The sequence below is a fragment of the Streptomyces sp. NPDC060002 genome, from assembly GCF_042737245.1.
Lineage (GTDB): Bacteria > Actinomycetota > Actinomycetes > Streptomycetales > Streptomycetaceae > Streptomyces.
In genome coordinates, this window is record NZ_JBHWUW010000043.1 from 48,411 (window position 1) to 71,853 (window position 23,443).

The 23,443-nt window shown below is 71.8% G+C and carries 23 protein-coding genes; 16 read left to right on the forward strand and 7 right to left on the reverse strand.

All coding sequences use genetic code 11. The features are described from left to right. Window positions 1–53: 53 nt before the first annotated feature. Complete coding sequence (locus ACFWBD_RS30190) at window positions 54–1,229, reverse strand: cytochrome P450 (protein WP_385673530.1); 1,176 nt, start codon at window positions 1,227–1,229, stop codon at window positions 54–56. A 238-nt stretch (window positions 1,230–1,467) separates the two neighbouring features. Here ACFWBD_RS30190 and ACFWBD_RS30195 point away from each other — a divergent pair, with 238 nt between their 5' ends. Beyond that, on the forward strand, window positions 1,468–2,619 hold the full coding sequence (locus ACFWBD_RS30195) for an acyl-CoA dehydrogenase family protein (RefSeq protein WP_385673533.1): 1,152 nt from the start codon (window positions 1,468–1,470) through the stop codon (window positions 2,617–2,619). An 84-nt stretch (window positions 2,620–2,703) separates the two neighbouring features. On the opposite strand, the gene ACFWBD_RS30200 is transcribed toward ACFWBD_RS30195, so the two are convergent. Continuing rightward, complete coding sequence (locus ACFWBD_RS30200; RefSeq protein ID WP_385673535.1) at window positions 2,704–3,420, reverse strand: rhomboid family intramembrane serine protease; 717 nt, start codon at window positions 3,418–3,420, stop codon at window positions 2,704–2,706. Window positions 3,421–3,593: 173 nt separating this feature from the next. On the opposite strand from ACFWBD_RS30200, the gene ACFWBD_RS30205 reads away from it, so the two are divergent. From ACFWBD_RS30205 to ACFWBD_RS30225, 5 genes are all read left to right on the forward strand, one after another. Next, a complete protein-coding gene (locus ACFWBD_RS30205; RefSeq protein WP_020129990.1) occupies window positions 3,594–3,833 on the forward strand; it encodes a hypothetical protein in 240 nt (79 codons plus the stop codon). Window positions 3,834–3,902: 69 nt separating this feature from the next. Then, on the forward strand, window positions 3,903–5,246 hold the full coding sequence (locus ACFWBD_RS30210; protein ID WP_385673538.1) for an NYN domain-containing protein: 1,344 nt from the start codon (window positions 3,903–3,905) through the stop codon (window positions 5,244–5,246). 211 nt (window positions 5,247–5,457) lie between these two features. Beyond that, window positions 5,458–6,492: an NlpC/P60 family protein gene (locus ACFWBD_RS30215; RefSeq protein WP_385673540.1), complete on the forward strand. Its 1,035-nt coding sequence runs from the start codon at window positions 5,458–5,460 to the stop codon at window positions 6,490–6,492. A gap of 199 nt (window positions 6,493–6,691) precedes the next feature. Beyond that, window positions 6,692–7,714 (forward strand): NlpC/P60 family protein, encoded by a 1,023-nt coding sequence (locus ACFWBD_RS30220; protein WP_385673543.1) that lies wholly within the window; start codon window positions 6,692–6,694, stop codon window positions 7,712–7,714. Window positions 7,715–7,753: 39 nt separating this feature from the next. Further along, on the forward strand, window positions 7,754–8,956 hold the full coding sequence (locus ACFWBD_RS30225) for a hypothetical protein (protein WP_385673546.1): 1,203 nt from the start codon (window positions 7,754–7,756) through the stop codon (window positions 8,954–8,956). Here the strand turns inward: ACFWBD_RS30225 and ACFWBD_RS30230 are convergent. Then, window positions 8,932–9,474 (reverse strand): PadR family transcriptional regulator, encoded by a 543-nt coding sequence (locus tag ACFWBD_RS30230; RefSeq protein ID WP_385673549.1) that lies wholly within the window; start codon window positions 9,472–9,474, stop codon window positions 8,932–8,934. The two genes, ACFWBD_RS30225 and ACFWBD_RS30230, sit on opposite strands and share 25 nt — an antisense overlap. 131 nt (window positions 9,475–9,605) lie before the next feature. Between ACFWBD_RS30230 and ACFWBD_RS30235 the strand changes: the two genes are divergently transcribed. Next, window positions 9,606–10,934, forward strand: coding sequence for an MATE family efflux transporter (locus ACFWBD_RS30235; protein ID WP_385673552.1), 1,329 nt, complete (start codon window positions 9,606–9,608; stop codon window positions 10,932–10,934). Here the strand turns inward: ACFWBD_RS30235 and ACFWBD_RS30240 are convergent. Then, the gene (locus tag ACFWBD_RS30240) at window positions 10,895–12,130 is read right to left on the reverse strand and encodes a glycosyltransferase 87 family protein (RefSeq protein ID WP_385673555.1); all 1,236 of its coding nucleotides are present in this window, start codon (window positions 12,128–12,130) and stop codon (window positions 10,895–10,897) included. The two genes, ACFWBD_RS30235 and ACFWBD_RS30240, sit on opposite strands and share 40 nt — an antisense overlap. 78 nt (window positions 12,131–12,208) lie before the next feature. Here ACFWBD_RS30240 and ACFWBD_RS30245 point away from each other — a divergent pair, with 78 nt between their 5' ends. Further along, on the forward strand, window positions 12,209–13,351 hold the full coding sequence (locus ACFWBD_RS30245; RefSeq protein WP_385673558.1) for a glycosyltransferase family 4 protein: 1,143 nt from the start codon (window positions 12,209–12,211) through the stop codon (window positions 13,349–13,351). A gap of 119 nt (window positions 13,352–13,470) precedes the next feature. Next, window positions 13,471–13,644, forward strand: coding sequence for a hypothetical protein (locus ACFWBD_RS30250; protein WP_385673608.1), 174 nt, complete (start codon window positions 13,471–13,473; stop codon window positions 13,642–13,644). 40 nt (window positions 13,645–13,684) lie between these two features. On the opposite strand, the gene ACFWBD_RS30255 is transcribed toward ACFWBD_RS30250, so the two are convergent. Then, window positions 13,685–15,481 (reverse strand): AMP-dependent synthetase/ligase, encoded by a 1,797-nt coding sequence (locus ACFWBD_RS30255; RefSeq protein WP_385673561.1) that lies wholly within the window; start codon window positions 15,479–15,481, stop codon window positions 13,685–13,687. A 348-nt stretch (window positions 15,482–15,829) separates the two neighbouring features. On the opposite strand from ACFWBD_RS30255, the gene ACFWBD_RS30260 reads away from it, so the two are divergent. From ACFWBD_RS30260 to ACFWBD_RS30285, 6 genes are all read left to right on the forward strand, one after another. Further along, window positions 15,830–16,585 (forward strand): metallophosphoesterase, encoded by a 756-nt coding sequence (locus ACFWBD_RS30260; protein ID WP_385673605.1) that lies wholly within the window; start codon window positions 15,830–15,832, stop codon window positions 16,583–16,585. A gap of 150 nt (window positions 16,586–16,735) precedes the next feature. Continuing rightward, on the forward strand, window positions 16,736–17,200 hold the full coding sequence (locus ACFWBD_RS30265; RefSeq protein ID WP_385673564.1) for an SRPBCC family protein: 465 nt from the start codon (window positions 16,736–16,738) through the stop codon (window positions 17,198–17,200). A gap of 88 nt (window positions 17,201–17,288) precedes the next feature. Next, window positions 17,289–18,467: an ArsA family ATPase gene (locus ACFWBD_RS30270; protein WP_385673567.1), complete on the forward strand. Its 1,179-nt coding sequence runs from the start codon at window positions 17,289–17,291 to the stop codon at window positions 18,465–18,467. Between the two features lie 81 nt (window positions 18,468–18,548). After that, window positions 18,549–19,061, forward strand: coding sequence for a DUF5304 domain-containing protein (locus ACFWBD_RS30275; RefSeq protein ID WP_385673571.1), 513 nt, complete (start codon window positions 18,549–18,551; stop codon window positions 19,059–19,061). Window positions 19,062–19,128: 67 nt separating this feature from the next. Then, window positions 19,129–20,082, forward strand: coding sequence for an ROK family glucokinase (locus tag ACFWBD_RS30280; RefSeq protein WP_385673574.1), 954 nt, complete (start codon window positions 19,129–19,131; stop codon window positions 20,080–20,082). Between the two features lie 162 nt (window positions 20,083–20,244). Beyond that, the gene (locus ACFWBD_RS30285; RefSeq protein ID WP_385673577.1) at window positions 20,245–21,039 is read left to right on the forward strand and encodes an endonuclease/exonuclease/phosphatase family protein; all 795 of its coding nucleotides are present in this window, start codon (window positions 20,245–20,247) and stop codon (window positions 21,037–21,039) included. A gap of 15 nt (window positions 21,040–21,054) precedes the next feature. Here the strand turns inward: ACFWBD_RS30285 and ACFWBD_RS30290 are convergent, their stop codons facing one another. Together ACFWBD_RS30290 and ACFWBD_RS30295 are read right to left on the reverse strand one after the other, a co-directional pair. Beyond that, complete coding sequence (locus tag ACFWBD_RS30290; RefSeq protein ID WP_385673580.1) at window positions 21,055–21,717, reverse strand: hypothetical protein; 663 nt, start codon at window positions 21,715–21,717, stop codon at window positions 21,055–21,057. Then, window positions 21,710–22,489: an alpha/beta hydrolase gene (locus ACFWBD_RS30295; RefSeq protein WP_385673583.1), complete on the reverse strand. Its 780-nt coding sequence runs from the start codon at window positions 22,487–22,489 to the stop codon at window positions 21,710–21,712. Before ACFWBD_RS30295 ends, ACFWBD_RS30290 begins: the two co-directional genes overlap by 8 nt. 159 nt (window positions 22,490–22,648) lie before the next feature. Between ACFWBD_RS30295 and ACFWBD_RS30300 the strand changes: the two genes are divergently transcribed. Next, on the forward strand, window positions 22,649–23,422 hold the full coding sequence (locus ACFWBD_RS30300; protein ID WP_385673586.1) for a lysophospholipid acyltransferase family protein: 774 nt from the start codon (window positions 22,649–22,651) through the stop codon (window positions 23,420–23,422). Window positions 23,423–23,443 lie beyond the last annotated feature (21 nt).

Below are 23,443 nucleotides of genomic sequence, written 5' to 3' on the forward strand. Positions count from 1 at the left end.
AATACCGGAGGCGGGCCGGATGATGGGCGGGCAAAGGGGGCGGTCGGCCGGCGTCAGGGGGCCAGATCGACGCGGAGTTCCCTGAGCCCGCGGATGTTGACCTGGGCGCGCCAGACGACGTCCTGGCGGGCCGGTCTGATGTCGGGGTGACGGCGCAGCAGCTCGGTGAAGACCAGGCGGGCCTCGGCCTTCGCCAGGAGCGCGCCGATGCAGTAGTGCGGACCGCCCCCGAAAGACAGCGGGCGGACGTCAGGGCGCCGCAGGTCGAGGCGGTCGGGCTCGGCGTAGCGCCGCGGGTCCCGGTTGGCGGCGCCGAGCAGGATCATCACCTTGGCGCCGGCCGGGATCGTGGTGCCCCCGACCTCGATGTCGGCGGTCGTGATGCGGGCCACCAGCTGGATGGGCGCGTCGTACCGGAGCAGTTCGTCGAGGGCGTTGTCGACGAGGCCGGGCTCCTCGCGCAGGGCGCGCAGCTCGTCGGGGTGGCGCAGCAGGGCGAGCATGCCGTTGCCGATGAGGTTGACGGTCGTCTCGTGACCGCCCATGAAGAACATCATGACGTTGGCGATGATCTCGTCGTCGGAGAGCTTCCCGCCGTCGAAGTCCGCCAGCAGCAGGCGGGAGATGATGTCGTCGTGCGGGTCCGCGCGGCGTTTCGCCACATGCTCGGCGATGTACGCGCCGAACTCCCGCGCCGCGTCGTTCATGGCCCGGCGGGTGGTCTCGTCGGTGGCCGGGTCGATGACGTGGCCCAGCGCGTCGGTCCACTTCCGGCACAGGTCACGGTCCTCGACCGGCAGACCGCCCAGGCCGCAGAAGACGGTCACGGGCACGAGGGCCGCCAGGGACCCGATGAGATCGACGTCCCGGCCGTCGCCCCTCTCGTCCATCTCGTCCATGATCTGGTGGACGATGCCGGCGATGCGGGGAGCCGTCTCGCGGATGGCTCGGGCGGTGAACACGGGGTTGGCCAGGCCGCGCAGCCGGCGATGCGTGTCGCCGTCCCGCATCAGCATCCAGCTGCGGGTGGCCTGGACGATCGGGCTGTCCTGTCCGCCCCGTTGTGCGGCCCATTTGGGGTCTTGCGGATATTCGCTCGATAACTCGGGATTTCGCAGGAGCGCGGCGACCTCGTCGTATCCGGAGACCACCCAGTGCCCGTACGGCGTCCGGTGGACCGGCTCCGCGTCGCGGAGGCGCTTGTAGAGCGGATACGGATCGGTGCGCAATCGCGGATCGCGTGCATTGAATAGAGGTTCGTTGCCCGGTGGTTCCATGCCAGTCTCCCCCATGAAATCGGCAGGCCGGACCGCCGGCCCGTCGAAGCGGCCGAGATCCCGGTGGTCGAATACTAGGCACACGGCGGCCGTGGGTGACAAGGGCTGCCCGTCTGGACACCGCCCTCAACTCCGTATTACGTTCGAGTCGTTGGCGAGGCCACCGATCAGAGCAGTAGGGGGATGAGCGGTGCGACGCACTGTTTTCCAGGACGAGCACGAAGCCTTCCGCACGCAGCTGCGCGAGTTAATCGGGGCGGAGGTCGTGCCCGTCTATTCGGAATGGGAAACCACCGGCCGTGTGCCACGTGATTTCTATCGCAAACTGGGCAAACTCGGCATCTTCGGGTTCGGTGTCCCGGAGGAGTTCGGCGGGGCCGGTCCCAGGAGCTTCAAGTTCAACGCCGTCATCGCCGAGGAGTGCGCGAGAGCCGGCGTGACCTTCGGCGGCGCCAGCGCGCACCTGGCGCTTCCGGCCACCCTGGTGGACCACACCACCGACGAGCAGAAGCGGCGCTGGCTGCCGGGGTTCGTCACGGGTGAGCTGATGACGGCCATCGCGATCACGGAGCCGGAGGCCGGCTCCGACGTGGCTGGCATCCGGTCGGCGGCCGAGCTGTCCGAGGACGGCACGCACTACGTCCTCAACGGCAGCAAGGCGTACGTATCGGGGGGCGCCCAGGCCGATCTGGTGCTCGTCGCCTGCCGTACCTCCACCGACGGGACCGACCGGCGCGGCGGTATGTCCCTGCTGGCCGTGGACACCCGGGCCCCGGGTGTGGCGGTCGACTCGGAGCCGGCCACGCTCGGCCTGCGCTCGTCCGACATCGTCGGGATGACCTTCACGGACGTACGGGTCCCCGTAGGCGACGTGGTGGGCGGTCCGGGTGACGCCTTCGCCTGTCTGGCCGGCATCTTCCCGCAGGAGCGGCTGGGCATCGCCGTCGGCGCATACGCTCACGCCGCCGCGGCGGTCCGCCTCGCCACCGCTTTCGTCCGTGAGCGCACCGCCTTCGGCAAGCCCGTCGCCGCCTTCCAGAACACCAAGTTCGTGCTCGCCGACTGCAAGGTCACGGTGAACGCCCTGCAGGCGGTCGTCGACCAGGCCCTGGAGGCGTTCGACGCCGGGGAACTGACCGCCGAGGAGGCGGCCGCGACCAAGCTGTACTGCACGGAGGCGGCGACCGGGGTGCTCGACAAGTGCCTTCAGCTGCACGGCGGTCTCGGCTTCACGATGGACAACCCGATCACCCGCCTGTACGCCGACAACAGGGCGAGCCGGATCTTCGGCGGCACCAGCGAGATCATGCGCACCATCGTCGCCAAGTCCATGGGGCTCTGACACCGTCGGCGACGGCCGCCAGGAGCAGATGGCGTAGGAGACGGAAGAGGGGAGCGGCGACGCTCCCCTCTTCGCGCACCCGTCTCATCCCGCGCCGGAGTCGGGCACCATCCCGGTCGTCCTGCGTCCGAAACGGGCCCACGCGTAGAGGAGTCCCAGGCCGAAGCCCACCAGATGGGCCAGATACGCCACCCCGGGCCCCTGGGCGGCCCGACCGGCCGCCACCCACTGCAGGGCCGCCCAGAAGGGCAGCACGACCCACGCGGGGAAGCGCAGCGGCAGAAAGAACAGAAACGGCAGGAGGCTGGTCACCCGCGCTCGGGGGAACAGGCACAGAAACGCGCCGAGGACCGCGGAGATCGCCCCGGAGGCGCCCACCAGGGACTGCGACGACTCGGCGTTGGCGGCGGCGTAGCCCAGCAGGGCCAGGTAGCCGCAGCCGAGGTAGAAGAGCGTGAACTCGACACGGCCCATCCGGTCCTCGGCCATCGTCCCGAAGACGTAGAGGAAGAGCATGTTGCCCAGCAGGTGCACCCAGCTGCCGTGGACGAAGAGGGCCGTGGCGGGAGTGAGGGCGGCCCGTGGCGCGCCCTCGAAGAGCTCGCCGGGCACCACGCCCCAGCGCCGGAAGTAGGCGCGCTGCGCGGCCAGCAGCTCGTCACCGGAGCCGTACGCCGGATTGAAGCCCGAGGCGGGCCCGATCAGGAAGATCAGGCAGCACAGGGCGATCAGTGCGTAGGTCACCGGTGCCGGGCGGTTGCGGACCGCCCTGCCGACCGTCCCGTTCCAGTTGCCGATCACGAGAACAAAGCATGACGTAACCGGACGCACTCGCCAGGACCGCCTCGCCGCCGCGGACGGGTGGGCGGCGAGTACCCGCCAGGCCGTAGGGTTACGAGCCATACGCGCGGGGGAGCCTCCGGCCCGACCCCGACAACCGGAAGCACGACACTAGAAGGAAGCGGAAAGCCACGATGACGGTTCCCCTGCCGACCGCCGCGACGCGGTGGCGCTGCACGCTCTGCGGCAACCTCACGCGGTTCGACGTGACGCGCTCGTCGAAGGTCGTCGAGTACGTGCACCTCGACCTCGCCGGTGAGCCGAAGGTCGAGGAGCGCGAGGTGGTCAGTGAGACCATCGAGTCGGTGCGGTGCCGCTGGTGCAACGCCGTGGACCAGGTGGAACTCGTGGATCGGCCGGGCGCCGGTTCCTGACGATGGGAGTCCCCCGCTCGAGCGAAGCCGAGAGTGGGGGAGGCCCCGCACAGTATTGGGGTGTGACGGATGGTGGAGAGCGCAGGCGGGGGGCCGGGCGACGGCGCCGCCGAGATGCTCGACCGTCCGCTGCCGGACGGCGTGCGGCGCAGGGTCGTACAGATCGTCTCCGACGGCTTCGGCGGGCTGACCGTCGGTGAACTGCCCGCCCAGTTGCGGCAGTACGCCCGGTTCGCACCGAACCGGCGGGCCAAGTTCGCGGGCAACGCGATGGCGGCCGCGCTGGAGACCGATCCGCTCTTCCGGCAGCGCATCGCCGAGAAGTTCAGAGAGGCCCAGCCGGAACTCGCCGGCGCCCTCGACTCCGGCTCGCCGACCCCGGCCGCGGACCCGCACGAAGTCGCGGCCGCGGCCTATGTGCTGCGGCCCACCGGCTGGGTGAAGCTGGTCACCGCGGCCGGCGAGGAGGCCCAGCGGGCGGACGCCGAGCGCGCCGGTGAGGAGAGCCGGGCCGAACTGGAGCGGCTGCGCGAAGAGCTCGACCGGGCCCGTGAGCAGACCCGGGCGGGCACCGAGGGGCTGCGCACCGAACTGGACGCGGCGAGGAAGGAAGTCGAGTCGCTCCACCGCAAGCTGCGTTCGGCCCTCAGTGACGTCAAGCGGGGCGAGGCCGCGCTGCGCAAGGTGCGCGGCGAGCTGGAGACCGTGCGCGCCGAGGGGCAGGCCCAGGTGTCCGCCGCGGAGAGCGAGACCCGGCGTCTGAAGGGGCGGCTCGGCGAGGTGGAGGCGGCGCTGGAGGCCACCCGGCGGGCGGCGCGCGAGGGTCGCAGCGTCGAGGACATGCGGGTGCGGCTGCTGCTGGACACGGTGCTCGACGCGGCCCAAGGGCTGCGGCGGGAGCTGGCGTTGCCGCCGGTGTCGGTGCGTCCGGCGGAGACGGTCGACGCGGTCGAACCGGGGCGGATGACGCCGAAGGACATCGCCACGCGCGCTCTGTCGGAGAACGATCCGGCCATTCTCGACCAGTTGCTCGCGCTGCCCCAGGCCCATCTCGTGGTCGACGGCTACAACGTCACCAAGACCGGCTATCCGCAGATGCCGTTGGAGAAGCAGCGACTCAGGCTCCTGGGTCAGCTCTCGCAGCTCGCCGCGCAGACCGGCGCCGAGGTCACCTGTGTCTTCGACGGGGCCGAGCTGGCCGCTCCGGTGCTGCTCGCGCCGCCGCGCGGGGTGCGGGTGCTGTTCTCCAAGCCGGGTGTCACGGCCGACGAGGTGATCCGCCAGCTGGTGCGGGCCGAGCCGCCGGGCCGGCCGGTCATCGTTGCTTCGACCGACCGTGAGGTGGCCGACGGGATCGCCAAGGCGGGTGCCCGACCGGTGGCTTCCGCGGTACTTCTGAAGCGACTGTCCTGAACGTCGAAGTTCCAGGTTTAATGACCGAATTGGCGGATTCGTCACGCAACGTAGCGTCAATCGAGCGTGACTGCACGTGAGTTGTGCGAAAAAACTGCGTTGCGTGATGTGTTTTTTTCTTCTGAGGATTTGAACTGATCACGGCGAGGTCACTAAGGTCAGGGCTCGTATCTCCAAACGGGTGATCACTCAAAAGAAGGAGCCCGTCTCCGTGGCGTCCCACCGTCGACCGAAGCAGCCGAGTCGCGCGCGCGTGACCGTGCTGACCACCGCAGCCGCCGCTGCCGTTGTTCTGAGCTCGCAGGCCGCCAACGCGGCGCCCAGTGAGAAGCTCACCAAGGACGAGGTCAAGACCAAGGTCGACAAGCTCTACGAAGAGGCGGAGCAGGCCACCGAGACGTACAACGGCGCCAAGGAGAAGCAGGAGAAGCTCCAGAAGGAGATCTCCACCATCCAGGACAACGTCGCTCGCGGTCAGGCCGACCTCAACGAGCTGCGCGACTCCATGGGTCTGGCGGCCGCGGCCCAGTACCGCACCGGGTCCATCGACCCCTCCCTGCAGCTGCTGCTCTCCTCGAACCCGGACGACTACCTGGACAAGGCGTCCGCCGCCGACCAGCTCAGCGCCCAGCAGGTCGAGGCGCTGAAGAAGATCCAGGAGAAGCAGCGCGAGCTCGCCCAGGAGCGCACCGAGGCCTCCACCAAGCTCAAGGACCTCGCCACCACCCGCACCGAACTGGGCAAGAAGAAGAAGGAAGTCCAGGCCAAGCTCACCGAGGCGCGCAAGCTCCTCAACACGCTGACGGCCAAGGAGCAGGCGGCCCTCTCCTCCGCCGACGCCCGCGCCAGCCGCGACGCCGGCGACCGCGTGGACCTGGGTGACTCGCCGACCGGCTCCGGCCGGGCCATGGCCGCCTTCCAGGCCGCGCAGAGCCAGCTCGGCAAGCCCTACCAGTACGGCGCCACCGGCACCGCCACCTTCGACTGCTCGGGTCTGACCTCCTGGGCCTACGCCCAGGCCGGCGTCTCCATCCCGCGCACCTCGCAGGCCCAGGCCAACGCCGGCACGCGCATCTACTCCCAGAGCGCCCTCAAGGTCGGCGACCTGGTCATCTTCTACGGCGACCAGCACCACGTCGGCTTCTACGCGGGCAACGGCCAGGTGCTGCACGCCCCGCGCACCGGCACCGTCGTGCGCTACGAGTCGATCAACAACATGCCGTTCCAGTTCGGCGTCCGGATCTGATCCGTCTCAAGATCGGGACACCACGCCGCCCGAACGGGCGAATCGTGACAACGAAAAGTGACCCCACGCCCCGCCGGTGACCTGCGTCAGCGGCGGGGCGTCACTGTGCGTTGCCGCCGAGGTCTTTGGCCGACCCCCTGTCACGGGGCTACTGTCTGCCGCGTTTCCCTGTCCGCCAGTGGAAGGAGCGCGGCTTCCCGTGGGGTCCCATCGCCGCCTTGCACAGTCCGGGTTCGACCGGGGCGCCGGCAGCGCCCTGAGCGTGCTGTCCGTCGCGGCCGCCGCACTCGGCGCCGTGTCCGCCCTGCCGGCCACAGCCGCTCCGCACGACGACACCCGCGCCGAGGTGGACCGTCTCTACGCGGAGGCGGAGAAGGCCACCGAGGCCTACAACACGGCCGACGAGCGCGCCGACACCCTGAGGGGGCAGGTCGGCGTGGCCCAGGACCACATGGCCCGGCAGCAGGAGCGCATCAACGGGCTGCGCGGGCAGCTCGGTTCGCTGGCCGGCGCCCAGTACCGCTCCGGCGGCCTCGACCCCTCCCTGGCGCTGCTGTTCTCCGACGACCCGGAGGACTACCTCGCCAAGGCGTCCGTCCTCGACCGGATCACCGCCCACCAGGCAGGTGAGCTGAGGGAGCTCCAGAGCGCCATGCGGGAACTCAGCCAGGAGCGCGCCGAGGCCGCGGGCAAGCTCGCCGAGCTGGAGAAGAGCCGCAAGGCCGTGATGCGGCACAAGCGGACCGTGGAGGAGAAGCTCGCCAGGGCGCGGCAGCTGCTCAACGCCCTGCCGTCCGCCGAGCGCGCCGCCTTCGACCGGGCCTCCCGCTCCGGCCGCGACGCCATGACCGGCCTCTCGGGTGCCGTGCCGGCCTCCGGCCGCGCGGGCGCCGCCGTGGCCGCCGTGCGCTCCGCGCTCGGCAAGCCGTACGTCTGGGGCGCCAACGGGCCCACCGGCTTCGACTGTTCGGGCCTCGTGCAGTGGTCGTACGCGCAGGCCGGGATCTCGCTGCCGCGGACCTCGCAGGCCCAGGCGCACGCGGGCCGGCGGGTGCCGCTCTCCCAGGCCCAGCCCGGTGACATCGTCACCTACCGCTCCGACGCCAGCCATGTCGGCATGTACGTCGGCAACGGACAGGTCGTCCACGCTCCCTATCCGGGTGCGCCGGTGCGTTACGACCCGGTCGGGATGATGCCGGTCTCGTCCGTCACCAGGCCTTGAGCGGAGCCCGCGCGGGGCCGCCGCCGTAGGATCGGGACGATGGCTGGTCGAGGGCGGGCGCGCGGACCCGGGGTGCTGGGGCTCTGTCTGCTGCTCGTCGCACTGCTGGGCTGGCTGGTCGGCTGCGGCGGGCGGGCCACGGCGGACGACGCGAAGGCCGATGTGCAGCGGGTCCTCGACCGGCGGGCCGCCGCGGTCCTCGGTCACGACCAGGGCGCCTACGCGGCCACCGGCGCCGCCACCGGGTACTCCGCGGTGCGGGCCGTTCCGCTGGCGGCCTGGTCCTACCGCGTGACGGCCCTCCACCGCAGCGGGGACACCGCCACCGCCGACGCCGAACTGAGCTACCGCGTCGACGGCTACGACATGGCCCCGGTGACCACGGCCCGCGTCCTGGGCCTGACCCGTGACGGGGCCGGCCGGTGGTCGGTGACCTCCGACAAGCCCGCGACGAAGGCCGGCGAGCAGCTGTGGGACCAGGGCGCGGTGAGCGTCGTACGGGGCGCGCACAGTCTCGTGCTGGGGGTCGGGCAGTCCGAGGCGCGGCTGCGGTCCTTCGCCGAGCTGGCCGACGACGCCGTCCCCGAGGTCTCGGCGGCCTGGGGCACCGACTGGGCGGGACACCTCGTCGTCCTCGTACCGAAGTCGCTGGAGGGCATGGCGGGGCTGCTCGGCTCGCCCGCCTCCTCCTACCGGGGGATCGCCGCGGTCACCACGGGTGAGACCGGCGGCGGGGCCAGGACGCCCGCGGACCGGATCATCGTCAACCCGGACTCGTACGGCATGCTCGGCCGGGTCGGCCGGCAGGTGGTCCTCACCCACGAGGCCACCCATGTCGCCACGCGCGCCCACACGAACGCGGCCACCCCGCTGTGGCTGTCCGAGGGGTACGCCGACTGGGTGGGCTACCGCGGCACCGGCCGTACCCTCGCCGAGGTCGCCCCGGAGCTCCAGCACGCCGTCACGGACGGCGTCGTCCCGGCGGCGCTGCCGGCCGACGGCGACTTCGGCTTCTCCGGCGACGCCGACCGTCTGGCCCAGGCTTACGAGGGCGGCTGGCTGGCCTGCCGGATGATCGCCGAGCGATGGGGCGAGGTGAAGCTGGACGCGTTCTACCGGGAGGTGGGGGAGCACCGGAAGCGGCCGGGCGCGGTGGAGGGCGCGCTGAAGAGCGTGCTGGGCATCTCCCTCGCGGAGTTCACGGCGGACTGGCAGGGCTATCTGAAGGATCGGCTCGCCTGAGTCAGCTGCTCGAGCGCCTCGCGCAGCCAGGCCCGCTCCGCCTCCCCCGTCGCCCGGGCGACCCGCAGCATGCCCTGCCGGAACAGGTCCCCGGTCTCCTCCGCCCGTACGGGCTTCCCCTCGGCGTAGAAGAAACTCGCGGGCGTCTCGAGGAAGTCCAGCCGGCGCCGTAGGACGGTTGCCTGCTCCCCTCGGTCGGGCAGGTGCCGCAGGAACGCGAGGACCGTGTTGAAGCGGACGTGGTCGGTGATCTCCGGCTGCCGGGGGTGGCGGAGACGTTCCAGCAGGTCCGCCCGGCCCTCGTCGGTGAGGGAGAGCACCCTGCGGGGGGCCGCGCCCGCGCCGTCCTCCCGGTGCTGGTCGAGCTTGCCGGCTGTGACGAGGCGGGTGATCGCCGGATAGAGCGCGCCGTCGCTGACCGGGCGGACATGGCCGGTCAGCGCCTTGATCCGCTCCTTCAATTCATAGCCGTGCAAAGGCTCTTCGGCCAGGAAACCGAGGATCGACAGCTCGAGCATGGCCCTCCCTTGCGGACACGATGACGCCATGCTACCTCTTATCGAGCTACCTCGTTTAGAGGTAGCCCGTTTGGAGGTCATCCGTTCAGAGGCAGCCCGTTCAGAGCTGTTTCGTTCCAGGGGGATCCGTCATGGCCGGTCATCGCACGCAGCTCCTGTCGCTCGCCCGCCCCGTCTACTTCTCGCTGCTCGCCTCCGTCGCCGCCGGGATCATCAACACGGTCTGGGTGTCCCGGCTGGGCGGGCCCGCGGTAGCTGCCGTCGCGGTCGCCACCAACGCCGAGAACGTGCTGCTCGGGGTCGCGCTGGTCTTCGCCTCCGGGACGACGGTGCTGGTCGCGCACGCCAGAGGGGCACGGGATCCGGGGGCCCTGCGGGCGGCCGTGCGGGGCGGCTGGGCGCTGTGCGCGGTGGTCACGCCCGTCGTCGCGGGCGGGGGCTTCCTGCTGCGTGAGCCGCTGGCCCGGCTGGTCCTCGGCGGGCAGGGCGGCCCCGCTGTGCCTCTCGCCGTGTCCTACTTCGCGATCTCGCTGCCGGGCATCGCCGTCTTCTTCGGCCAGCAGCTCGTCGACGGCATCCTCAAGGGGGCCGGGGACACCAGGACCCCGATGCGGATGGCGTTGCTCGCCAACGGTCTGATCCTGGTCTGCGACCCACTGTTCATCCACCGCTACGGCGTCCGGGGCGCCGCCGTCTCCACGGTGCTGTGCCGGTGCGTGGCGCTCGGGGCCGGGCTGCTGGCCCTGCGGCGCGACGCCGTGCTGCGGACGGCCGCCCGGGTGGCGCCCACGCTCTCCACCGGAGCCTCGCTGCGGCGCACACTGGCGACCGGGCTGCCGATGTCCGCCGACTTCACCCTGCGCCAGGGCGGCGCGCTCGCCCTGGTCGCCGTGGTGGCCCGGCTCGGGGTGACGGCGGTGGCCGCCTACTCGATCGCGTACAAGGTCATGTACGTGGCGACCATGGCCTTCTACGCCGTCCGCCAGGCCGCCTCCATCCACACCGCGCACACCCGGGGCGAGGGCCGGGAGGAGCGCCGGGCGATCGGGCGGCAGGCCGTGCTCGTCTCCGGGACCGTCGGTCTGGTGGCCGCTCTGCTGCTGTGCGCGACGGCCCCCTGGATCATGGCCGCCTTCGGCGCCGGGCCCGCCGTGGCCCGTGAGGGCGTGCTGTTCCTGCGCTGCGCCGGGCCGTATCTGCTGCTCATGGCCGGGTTCATCGCACTGGGCGGGGTCTTCGAGGGAAGCGGGGGCGCACCCGTGCTGCTGCGGGTGACCGTGCTCGGCACGGCCGTCCAGCTGCCGCTCGCGTACGCGCTGTCCGGGCTCGGGCTGCCGGGGGTCTGTCTGGCGCTGGCGCTCGCCATGGGGGTGCAGTGCGCGGCGGTGGGGCTGGTGCTGCGGCGGGCGTGGCCCGGTCGTCAGGGAGAGACCGCGGGCTCGTTGGTGCGGGCGGCCTGACCGGCCGGGGGAGCGGGGGCGGTCCTCGGCGCCGTCGACCGCCACAGCCGGACGGCCGCGGTGAGCGCGGCGGCCACCAGCAGGCCGTTGCGCAGGAACAGGAGCGTGACGCCGAGCGGGCTGCTCGCGACGACGTCCGCGAAGAAGACGGGGAACTCCAGCACCGTCACGAAGGACGCGGCCAGGACCAGGATGGCGGGCAGGACCATACAGCCGGCGCGGAAGCACAGGCAGACCGCCGCGAGGCCGATCAGCCACACGAGGTACTGCGGGCTGATCACCCGGCTGGTGACGGTGAACAGCAGGACCGCCGTGAAGGCCGCCTCCGCCAGCGTCTGCGGCGCGCAGCGGCGCGCCGTCAGCCGCCACAGCAGCAGCCAGCCGAACGCGACGGCCGTCAGCCCCAGGGCCACGTCGCTCACCACGCCGACGTACGGGCCGAGGAACTCCAGCGAGCCGTAGTGGAGCAGCACCTGGCCCTGCCAGCCGAACTGCCGGGCCACATGCAGGGCGAGGGCGCCCAGCGACTCCACCTCCGTACCCCGGTCGCCCTGGAAGGTCAGGAAGGCGAAGGCGCCGGGCATGGTCAGGGCGAACAGCGCGGCCAGGGCGCCGACGGTCACCGCCGCCGCGCCCCAGGCCCGCCTGCGCACGGCGCCCGCCAGCAGCAGCACGGGCCACACCTTCAGCAGCACCGCGAGACCCGTCAGCGCGCCCATCACCCGGGGCCGCCGGACGCCGGCGACCAGCGCGGCGACCGCGACCGCCGTCACCATCACGTCGTAGCGGGAGTAGACGGTGGGACCGAGCAGCGGCACGCCCGCCACCCACATCCAGGCGCCGCGCAGCGACCGGCCGGGGCGCAGGCCCGTGTTCAGCAGCAGCATGAGGACGGCCAGGTCGGCCAGGAAGGCCAGGACGAAGAAGGCCGACGCGTAGTCGAGGAAGGGCAGCAGGCCGGGGGAGAGGATGGCGAGGGCGGCGGCGGGCGGGTACTGCCAGGTGACGTCGGCGGCCGGGAAGGCGCCGGTGCGCAGCACCTCGTACCACCCCTGGTAGGTGACGGAGATGTCGCTGGTGACGTCCGGGCCGGGGAAGAGGAACACCTTGAAGACGAAGAGCAGCAGCACGAGCCGGGTCACGCCCCAGGTCGTCAGCAGGCAGGTCAGGGGCCGTCCCGCGGCCGTCGTCTCCATGGCCCACATGTTCTCCCGCCGGGCTGTGAGGCGCGGTCGGACGCGGCTGTGAACGGCGTTTGGATAGGGTCGGCTGCGATGCACAAGACCCTGATCGTGACGAACGACTTCCCGCCCCGCCCGGGCGGCATCCAGGCGTTCCTGCACAACATGGCGCTCCGGCTCGATCCCGGCCGACTCGTCGTCTACGCGTCCACCTGGAAGCGTTCCCGTGAGGGTGTCGAGGCGACGGCCGCCTTCGACGCCGAGCAGCCCTTCACCGTCGTGCGGGACTCCACGACGATGCTGCTGCCGACGCCCGGGGCGACCCGCCGGGCCGTCGGGCTGCTGCGGGAGCACGGGTGCACGTCGGTGTGGTTCGGGGCGGCCGCGCCGCTCGGGCTGATGGCGCCGGCGCTACGGAAGGCGGGCGCCGAGCGGCTGGTGGCCACCACCCACGGGCACGAGGCCGGGTGGGCGCAGCTGCCCGCCGCCCGGCAGCTCCTCGGCCGGATCGGCGAGAGCACGGACACGATCACCTACCTGGGCGAGTACACCCGCTCGCGGATCGCCACCGCGCTGAGCGCCGGGGCTGCCGGGCGGATGGTGCAGCTCCCGCCGGGCGTCGACGAGAAGACCTTCCACCCGGGATCGGGCGGCGAGGAGGTGCGGGCGCGGCTCGGGCTGACCGACCGGCCGGTGGTGGTGTGCGTCTCGCGGCTCGTACCGCGCAAGGGCCAGGACACGCTGATCCTCGCCCTGCCGCGGATCCTGGCCGCCGAGCCGGAGGCGGTCCTGCTGATCGTCGGGGGCGGGCCGTACGAGAAGGACCTGCGCAGGCTCGCCCATGAGCGCGGGGTGGCGGACGCGGTGCGCTTCACCGGGTCGGTGCCCTGGTCGGAGCTGCCCGCCCACTACGGCGCCGGGGACGTCTTCGCGATGCCGTGCCGGACCCGGCGGGGCGGACTCGACGTCGAGGGGCTCGGGATCGTCTACCTGGAGGCCTCGGCGACCGGGCTGCCCGTCGTCGCCGGGGACTCGGGCGGGGCGCCCGACGCGGTGCTCGACGGGGAGACGGGGTGGGTCGTGCCGGGCGGTTCCCCGGCCGACGTGGCCGAACGCATCGTCGCCCTGCTCGGGGACGCGGAGCTGCGCCGCCGGATGGGGGAGCGGGGGCGCGGCTGGGTGGAGGAGAAGTGGCGGTGGGACCTGCTGGCGGAGAAGTTGAAGACGTTGCTCTAGCTTTTCCCTCCGCGCCCGGGGCGGAGGCGCCCAATCCGCCGATGCTGCGCACACGGCCAGCAGAACTGATGTGACGTCAGCTGACCAGCGATCAGCTGACGAGACGTCACATCCCGTGCGTGGCCACCCTCCGGGCGGCGGCCACGCTCCGCGTCGTCCGCGTCGTCCGCGTCGGCCTCCAGTGCGACGGCTCGCTGGTGCCCGGCAACTTCGGGGTGAACCCGTTCGTCGCCATCACCGCGCTCGCCGAGCGCACGATGGCGCGGGTCCTCGTGGAGGACACCGCGCCATGACGCTCCGTCAGGAGGTTCTGCGCAGCCGCAGCCGCAGCCGCTACTTGGCGTAGATCGCCTCGATCTCGCCCGCGTAGTCCTTGGCCACGACATTGCGCTTGAGCTTCAGCGACGGCGTGAGGTGGCCCGAGTCCTCCGTGAACTGGGCGGACAGAATGCGGAACTTCCGCACCGATTCCGCCTTCGAGACCGCGGCGTTGCCGTCGTCGATCGCCGACTGGACGGCGGCCTGAAGGTCGGCGTCCCCGCGCAGCGACGCCGCGGTCGAGCCCGCCGGCTTGCCGTGGTCGGAAGCCCAACGGCCCAGGAACTCCTCGTCGATGGTGACCAGCGCGCCCACGAACGGCCGCCCGTCGCCCACCACCATGCACTCCGCCACCAGCGCGTGCGCCCGGATCCGGTCCTCGATCACGGCCGGCGCGACGTTCTTGCCGCCCGCGGTGACGATGATCTCCTTCTTGCGCCCGGTGATCCGGAGGTAGCCGTCCTCGTCGAGGGTGCCGATGTCACCGGTGTGGAACCAGCCGTCGGCCAGTGCCTCGGCGGTCGCGGCCGGGTTGTTCCAGTACTCCTTGAAGAGGTGCTCGCCGTGCAGCAGCACCTCCCCGTCGTCCGCGATCCGCACGACCGAGCCGGGCAGCGGCTGACCGACCGTGCCGATCTTCTGCCGGTCCCAGGGGTTGAAGGCGGTGGCGGCACAGGACTCCGTCAGGCCGTAGCCCTCCAGGACGGTGAAGCCGATGCCGCGGAAGAAGTGACCGAGGCGCTCGCCCAGCGGGGCGCCGCCGGAGATGGCGTACTCGCCCTTGCCGCCGAGGACCGCGCGCAGCTTGCTGTAGACGAGCCGGTCGAAGACCTTGTGCTTGATCTTCAGCTTCAGCGGCGGGCCCGCCGGGAGCTCCAGCGCCTTGCTGTAGGCGATCGCGGTGTCGGCCGCCTTGTCGAAGATCGCGCCCTTGCCGTCCGCCTGCGCCTTGGCGCGCGCCGAGTTGTAGACCTTCTCGAAGACCCGCGGCACGCCCAGGATGAGCGTCGGCCGGAAGGCGGCCAGCTCGTCGGTGAGGTTCTTGATGTCCGGGACGGTGCCCAGCTTGATCGGCGCCATCATCGGGGCGATCTGCACCAGCCGGCCGAAGACGTGCGCGAGCGGGAGGAAGAGCAGCACGCTGCACTCGCCCGTGCGGAACAGCGGCCGCAGCCGCTCCACGACGTTCCCGCACTCGGCGAAGAAGCTGCGGTGGGTCAGCACGCAGCCCTTGGGCCGGCCGGTCGTACCGGACGTGTACACGATGGTCGCCGGGTCGTCGGCCTTGGCCTGCGAGCCGCGCTCCTCGACCGTCTGGTCGGAGACGTCCTTGCCGAGCCGCCCGAGCTCCTCGACGCCCCCGGCCTCGATCTGCCAGACGTGTTTCAGCGCCGGCAGCGACTCGCGCACCGACTCCACGGCCGCCGCGTGGCCGTCCAGCTCGACGACGACGGCGGTCGCGCCCGAGTCGGAGAGGATCCACTGCACCTGCTCGGGGGAGCTGGTCTCGTACACCGGCACGGTGACCGCGCCCGCGCACCAGATCGCGAAGTCGAGCAGCGTCCACTCGTAGCGGGTGCGCGACATCAGGCCGACCCGGTCGCCGGGCTGGACGCCGGAGGCGATGAGGCCCTTGGCGGCGGCGTGCACCTCGGCCAGGAAGGCCGTGGCCGTCACGTCCTGCCAGGCGCCGCCCACCTTGCGGGCGATGACGGCGACGTCGGGATGCTGCGCGGCGTTTCTGCGGACGATGTCGGTCAGGTTGCCGTCCGCAGGGACCTCGTACAAAGCCGGAAGGCTGAACTCGCGCAAGACTGCTGCTCCTCATAGGGCGCCGGCGCCACGACGTTGTGTGCTGCGACGATGCGGTCCAAGGCTCGGGACTGTGCTCGGGACCCCGGTGGATCTCGATGGTTGAAATCCTGAGCACGACTGGACTGCCCGGACGTTACCCGTCGGTATGGCGTCTTCGACAGGGGGGTCCGGCGAGATGTTCGCTGCGTCACACAGATTGATGTTTCCCGGCCGACAGTAGTCCACCGCTTTACTGACTGGCCAGTAACCGGTATCTCGATCGCCACTGTTCACGTATGCCGCACACGCCTACCCTTGATCGACATGGCATCCACACCGCCCGGAAACCGCCGGACACGCATCCACGTGGTCAGCGACGTGCACGGCAACGCGCGCGACCTGGCCCGGGCCGGAGAGGGCGCGGACGCACTGATCTGTCTGGGCGACCTGGTCCTGTTCCTGGACTACGCCGACCATTCCCGCGGGATCTTCCCCGACCTCTTCGGGGTGGAGAACGCCGACCTCATCGTCGAACTGCGCACCGCGCGCCGCTTCGAGGAGGCCCGTGAGCTCGGCGCCCGCCTCTGGGGCGGCATCGGCGGCGACCGGGCCGCGCTGATCGAGCAGGCGGTCCGCAAGCAGTACGCCGAGCTGTTCCCGGCATTCCCGAAGCCGACGTACGCCACCTACGGCAACGTCGACATGCCGCGGCTGTGGCCCGAGTTCGCCGGACCCGGCACCACCGTCCTGGACGGCGAGCGGGTGGAGATCGGCGGCCGGGTCTTCGGCTTCGTGGGCGGCGGCCTGAAAACCCCCATGCGCACGCCGTACGAGATCAGCGACGAGGAGTACGCGGCGAAGATCGAGGCCGTGGGCGAGGTGGACGTGCTGTGCACCCACATCCCGCCGGAGGTGCCGGAACTCGTCTACGACACCGTGGCCCGCCGCTTCGAGCGGGGCAGCCGGGCGCTGCTGGACGCCATCCGCCGCACCCGGCCCCGCTACGCGCTCTTCGGGCACGTCCACCAGCCGCTCGCCCGCCGGATGCGGGTCGGCGCGACCGAGTGCGTGAACGTGGGGCACTTCGCCGGAAGCGGGAAGCCATGGGCGCTGGAGTGGTGACCCCACGCCGTCCGGACGGCGTCCCGGCTCCGGGTGAAGGCGGCAGGTCGGGCGCGGGGTAGCCTTCACGCTGCACACACGTGCGCGGCGGCTGGCGCACGGTGTCCTCTTCTCTACCTGTACCGGCCCGCATCCGGAGGAGCCACGGCGATGGCGGAACACACCAGCTCGAGCATCACGATCGAGGCGGCACCGGCCGAGGTCATGGCGGTGATCGCCGACTTCGCCCGCTACCCGGACTGGACCGGAGAGGTGAAGCAGGCGGAGGTCCTCGGCACGGACGGACAGGGCAGGGCCGAGCAGGTCCGCCTGGTCATGGACGCCGGCGCCATCAAGGACGACCAGGTCCTCGGCTACACCTGGACGGGCGCGCACGAGGTCTCCTGGACGCTGGTCAAGTCCCAGATGCTGCGACAGCTCGACGGCTCCTACCTCCTCAAGCCGGCCGGCGCCGGCGCGACCGAGGTCACCTACCAGCTGACCGTGGACGTCAAGATCCCCATGCTGGGCATGATCAAGCGCAAGGCCGAGAAGGTCATCATCGACCGCGCACTGGCCGGCCTGAAGAAGCGCGTGGAGTCGGGCGACGCCGGCACCGAGGCGCCCGCGAAGTAGCGCCGGCCACGGGACCCGGGAGCCGGCAGGTCCGGGGGCGGGGTGAGGAGGTCGGGGGTTGCTCCGACCTCCGTTACGGTTCACCCTCATGCGCACCATCCTGATCACCGGCCCTGGCGGCAGCGGACGCACGACCGTGGCGGCCGCCACCGCACAGCGCGCGGCAGCGGAAGGCACCCGCACGCTCGTCCTCAGCGCCGACCGCACCGACACCCTCGGCGCGGCGCTCGGAGTGCGGACCGGTGCGAGCCCCGTCCCGGTCGCCCCGCGGCTCACCGCCTGGCGTCCCGACGCCACCGCCGGCTTCCGGGACGACCTCACCGGTTTCCAGGACCGTGCCTCCACCGTCCTCGACCTGCTCGGCGCCTCCCGGCTCGACCCGGAGGAGGTCACCCCCCTCCCCGGCGCCGAGGAGCTGACCCTGCTGCGCGCGCTGCGGGACGCCGCCCTCGCCGACGGCGGTGACCTGCACGAACTCCTCGTCGTCGACCTGCCGCCCGTCCCGCAGGCCCTCGCCCTGCTGGCCCTCCCGGAGGAGCTGCGCCGCTACCTGCGCCGACTGCTCCCGCCGGAACGGCAGGCGGCCCGCGCCCTGCGCCCGATGCTCGGCCGTCTCGCCGGGGTGCCGATGCCCGCCGAGTGGCTGTACGAGACGACCGCCCGCTGGGACATGGAGCTGGCCGCCGTCGAGGCCGTCCTCGCCGACCCCGGCACCGCCGTACGCCTGGTCGCCGAGCCGGGACCGGCCGGCGCCGACGCCGTCCGCGACGCCCGCCTCGGCCTCGCCCTGCGGGCCCTGCCCGTCGAGTCGCTCGTCGCCAACCGCGTTCTGCCGGAGCCGGCCGGCGACGACGAGGGTCTGCTCGGCCGGCTCGTCACCCAGCAGCGCAAGGCCCTGGGGGAGTGGGACGAGGGGGCCCGTCCCGTCGCCCACCTCGGGCACGACCCCCGCGGCGCCGACGACCTCGCCGCGCTCGCCGTGCCCGCCGTCAACCCGGCGACCTCCCCGGTCGAGTGGCCCGTGGCCGACCGGCTCGCGCAGGACGGCGTGCTCGTCTGGCACCTCCCGCTGCCCGGCGCCATACGCGACGAGCTCGACCTCGTCCGGCGCGGCGACGAACTGGTCGTCACCGCCGGAGCGTTCCGCCGTATCGTCGCGCTGCCCTCCGTGCTGCGCCGCTGCACCGTCGACGGCGCCGCGCTGCGCGACGGCGAGCTGTGCGTGCGGTTCGCGCCGGATCCCGGGCTCTGGCCACGGACCCACTGAACGACGTTCCGCCGTTCGGGTACCGTCGTAGGGACGAGCCGTCATCAGGCGTCGTCGACCAGGAGTCATCAGGAGTCCGTCATGAGCGAAGAGCGCCCCACGCCAGACGCCGCCGGGGAGCCCGCCGGGACAGCAGGCTTCGACGAGCAGCCCCGCGCGACCGACGCCGACGCCTGGGCCACCGCCGCCGCCGAGGACCTGGCGGCGGAGAAGGCCCGCCGCCGTGCCCAGGACGACCGGCCGCCCGGCTCGGCCGCCGAGGAACTGCGCAAGCTCCTCGACGCCGTCGGCGACAAGCTGTCCTCGCTCCAGTCCCCGCTGCTCGGGGCGGTCGCCGGACCCGCCGCCCAGCAGGTGGTCCGCCAGGTCGTCCAGCAGGCCAAGGCCGCCGTCGAGCCCGTCATCGAGCGCAACCCGGACGTCTTCGACCACCTCGCGGCCGCCGGCACCGAACTCCTGGCCGCGTACCGCTCCGCCGTCCAGACCCAGGAACAACGCTGGACGACCGGAGCGAACGACCCGGGGAACACCCCGCGCGACCCGGGCCGCGACGGCGACGACACCGGTCCCGGCCAGCGCATCGACTTGGACTGAAGCCCTCCGGGGACAGGGCCTCGGGTACGGTTGGCCGTAGCGGGGCTCGACCGAAACTGAGGGATTCATGGGACTCACCATCGGCGTCGACATCGGCGGCACGAAGATCGCGGCCGGCGTGGTCGACGAGGAAGGCAACATCCTCTCGACCTACAAAGTGCCGACCCCGGGCACACCCGAGGGCATCGTGGACGCCATCGCCTCCGCCGTGGAGGGCGCGCGTGCCGGGCACGACATCGTCGGTGTGGGCATCGGCGCCGCCGGCTACGTCAACCGCCAGCGCTCGACGGTCTACTTCGCGCCCAACATCGACTGGCGCCAGGAGCCGCTGAAGGCCGAGGTCGAGGCCCGCGTGGGTCTCCCCGTCGTGGTGGAGAACGACGCCAACGCCGCGGCGTGGGGCGAGTACAAGTTCGGCGCGGGCAAGGGCCACCGCAACGTCATCTGCATCACCCTCGGCACCGGCCTCGGCGGCGGCATCATCATCGGCAACAAGCTGCGCCGCGGCCACTTCGGCGTCGCCGCCGAGTTCGGCCACATCCGCATGGTGCCGGACGGTCTGCTGTGCGGCTGCGGCTCGCAGGGCTGCTGGGAGCAGTACGCCTCCGGCCGCGCCCTCGTGCGCTACGCCAAGCAGCGCGCCAACGCGACCCCCGAGAACGCCGAGATCCTGCTGTCGCTGGGTGACGGCAACCCCGACGGCATCGAGGGCAAGCACATCTCCATGGCCGCCCGCCAGGGCGACCCGGTCGCCGTCGACTCCTACCGCGAGCTCGCCCGCTGGGCCGGCGCCGGCCTCGCCGACCTGGCGTCCCTGTTCGACCCGTCCGCGTTCATCGTCGGCGGCGGTCTCTCGGACGAGGGCGAGCTGGTCCTCGACCCGATCCGCAAGTCCTACAAGCGCTGGCTGGTCGGCGGCAACTGGCGCCCGGTGGCCGATGTCATCGCGGCCCAGCTGGGCAACAAGGCGGGCCTGGTGGGGGCGGCGGACCTGGCGAGAGAACCCGACCCGATCATGTAGCCGTACCGATCATGTAGCCGTACCGCTCATACAACTCGCACGGCTGGTCGTACCGCTCCTTGTACGGCCGGCCGTACTGCACATGGCGTCAACACGGGGGCCGCTCGCGGCCCCCGTTCGCTTTTCCGGACGTAGCGGACGGAGCGGCGTATCTTGATCGCTATGCCGACGACCTCGCCGCTACCCAACTCCCGCACCGAGCCCGACGGTTCGGCCGTCATCCGGGTCCTCAGCTACAACATCCGCTCCCTGCGGGACGACACCGAGGCCTTGGCCCGGGTCATCACGGCCTGCGCCCCCGACCTGACCCTCGTCCAGGAGGCTCCCCGCTTCTTCCGCTGGCGCAAGAAGCTCGCCCGGCTCGCGGCCGCCTCCGGCCAGGTGATCCTCACCGGCGGCGGCACGGCGGCCGGTCCTGCCGTCCTGTGCACGCTGCGGGCGACCGTCGAGCGCACCGAGGACGTCCTGTTGCCGCTCACCCCCGGCGAGCACCGCCGGGGATTCGCGACCGCCGTGGTCCGCTTCGGGGGTGCCCGGCTCGGCGTGGCCGCCTGCCACCTCGGTCTGACGGCAGCCGAGCGCTACGAGCAGGCGGGCATGCTGCTCGACCGCCTCGCCGGGATGGGGGTGGAGCACGCGGTCGCCGGCGGCGACATCAACGAGAGCCCCGGCGGCCGTACTTTCGGCCGCCTGACCGCCGCCCTCCAGGACTGCCGCACCGCCGCCCCCTGGGGCGCCGAGAACAGCTTCCCGTCCACCGGGCCGAACCGCCGCATCGACGGGATCTTCGTGACGAAGGGAGTGGAGGTGCTGGGCTGCGGGGTGCCGATCGGACTTCCCGGAGTCACCGGAAGCGACTTGAGGGCGGCCACGGACCACCTTCCGGTCCTTGCCGCCCTCAGGATCCCCGCGGGTCAGGGCCTGTTCGGCGTGCCGAGCCCCGCGTCTGCGGCATGATCGGCCGGACAGGCCCTAGACGACCGCTCCCCGTCCCGGATCCCCGTCCTCCTCGTCCTCCGTGCGCATCCGCATCACCAGCGTGGCGAAGCCGCCGAGGAAACCGCCGATGCCGACGGTCGACAGCCACCACGTCATCTCCCAGCCCAGCAGCACCGCGAGCAGGAGCAGCAACGGCCCGCCGATCACCCCGAGCCAGGCGAACTTGGCCGTGGTGTCGGCGGCGGGCAGCGGCGGCGGCTCCGGCGGGACGAAGTGACCCTCGTCGTCCCCGTCGAAGTCCTCCTCCGCCGGCTCGGGCGCCTTGTGGTCACGCGGGCCGACACCGGGCGCGAAGGCGATCGAGCCGCCCAGCGGCTTGGCCGGTTCCTTCTCCTCGTCGGGTTCCTCGGCGGCGTCCTTCGCGGGTTCCTTGCCGGATTCCTTGCCGGATTCCGCCCCGGACTCCTCGTCGTTCGTCTCGACCTCGAGCAGCGCCAGGTCCTCGACCGACTTGAACGGCTTGGCGCCCGGCGGGTCCGCCGGCTCCTCGCCGTATCCCGCGACGATCGCCGCCCACGCGGCGGCCTCGTCGAAGGGCACACTCTGCTCCTCCGGCGCGCGGCCCTCCCGGCCCTCCGGGCCGTCCCGTTCGTCCCGGTTCTCCCGGTCCTCACGGTCGGAGTCGTGCTCAGCCACCTACGGCCGTCCCTTCCTTGCCGACACTGGGCGCGATCCGGGCGATGAACGCGTAGCTCTCCTCGAAGATCCGGTCCGCATCGTGGTCCAACGTTGCCACGTGGTAGCTCTGTTCCAGCAGGATCTCGGTCACGTCCGTCGACGACACCCGGCCGAGGACGCGGGCCGAGTCGGCGGCCGGCACGACATGGTCCTGGGCGCTGTGCAGAAGCAGCAGTGGCTGCGTGACCTGCGGCAGTTCACCGTCGATCATCCGCAGGAAGGTGCGCAGGGAGTGCGCCGAGTGCAGCGGCACCCGGTCGTACCCGCTCTCCAGCACGCCCTCCTTCGCGATGTCGCTGGTGATCCCCTTCGTCGTCCGGACGAGATGGCGGGCCACCGGAAGGGCGTACGCGGACAGACCGTGCACCCGGTTCGCCGGGTTGACGACGACGACGCCGTCCACCCCTTCCCCGTGCTTCGCGGCGAGCCGCAGGGCCAGCGCGCCGCCCATGGACAGACCGGCCACGAACACCCGGGAGCAGCGGTCGCGCAGGGCGCGCAGCTCGCGGTCCACCTCCGCGTACCAGTCCGGCCAGCCGGTCAGCGCCATGTCCTCCCAGCGCGTGCCGTGTCCGGGCAGCAGCGGCAGCGAGACGGTCAGGCCCTGCCCGGCCAGGTACCGCGCCCAGGGGCGCAGCGACTGCGGGGAACCGGTGAAGCCGTGACAGAGGAGCACCCCGACCTCTCCGCCCTCATGGCGGTACGGCTCGGCTCCAGGAAGGACCGGCACCTTCGGTCTCCTGTCTTCGTCTGTTCTTCGTGGGAGGGACGTCTGCTTCACCGTACGCGACCGCACTGACACCGACCAGGGTCGTCGGAGCCATTGCGGCCACTCCGGGTTAAGGTCTGTGCGACACAAACAGGAGGCACTCGCTTGTTGTACGGCGCGATGAAGGTCGCTATCGGGGGACCGCTGAAGGTCACCTTCAGGCCCTGGGTGGAAGGCCTCGAGAACATTCCCGCCGAGGGCCCCGCGATCCTGGCGAGCAACCACCTGTCCTTTTCGGACTCGTTCTTCCTGCCCGCGGTCCTCGACCGCAAGGTGACCTTCATCGCGAAGGCCGAGTACTTCACCACGCCCGGTGTGAAGGGCCGGCTGACGGCGGCCTTCTTCAAGGGCGTCGGCCAGCTCCCGGTGGACCGCTCCGGCGGTCGCGGGGCCGGCGAGGCGGCGATCCGGAGCGGCATAGAGGTGCTCGAGCGGGGCGAGTTGTTCGGCATCTACCCGGAGGGCACGCGGTCGCCCGACGGCCGGCTCTACCGCGGCAAGCCGGGCGGCCTCGCGCGCGTGGCGCTCGCCACCGGCGCGCCCGTGATCCCGGTCGCGATGATCGACACCGAGAAGATCCAGCCGCCGGGGAAGGTGCTGCCGAAGGTCATGCGGCCCGGCATCCGCATCGGCAGGCCGCTGGAGTTCGCGCGGTACCAGGGCATGGACCACGACCGCTTCGTGCTGCGCGCCCTGACCGACGAGGTCATGTACGAGATCATGAAGCTCTCCGGCCAGGAGTACGTCGACATCTACGCCACCGCTGCCAAGCGGCAGATCACGGAGGCGGCGAAGGCCGACAAGGAAGCGGAGAAGGCCGCGAAGGCGGCTCTCGCGCAGGCCGAGAAGGACCAGGCGAAGAAGGACCAGGCGAAGAAGGACGAAGAGCAGTAGGTCGGTGGGCGGCAGTCAGCA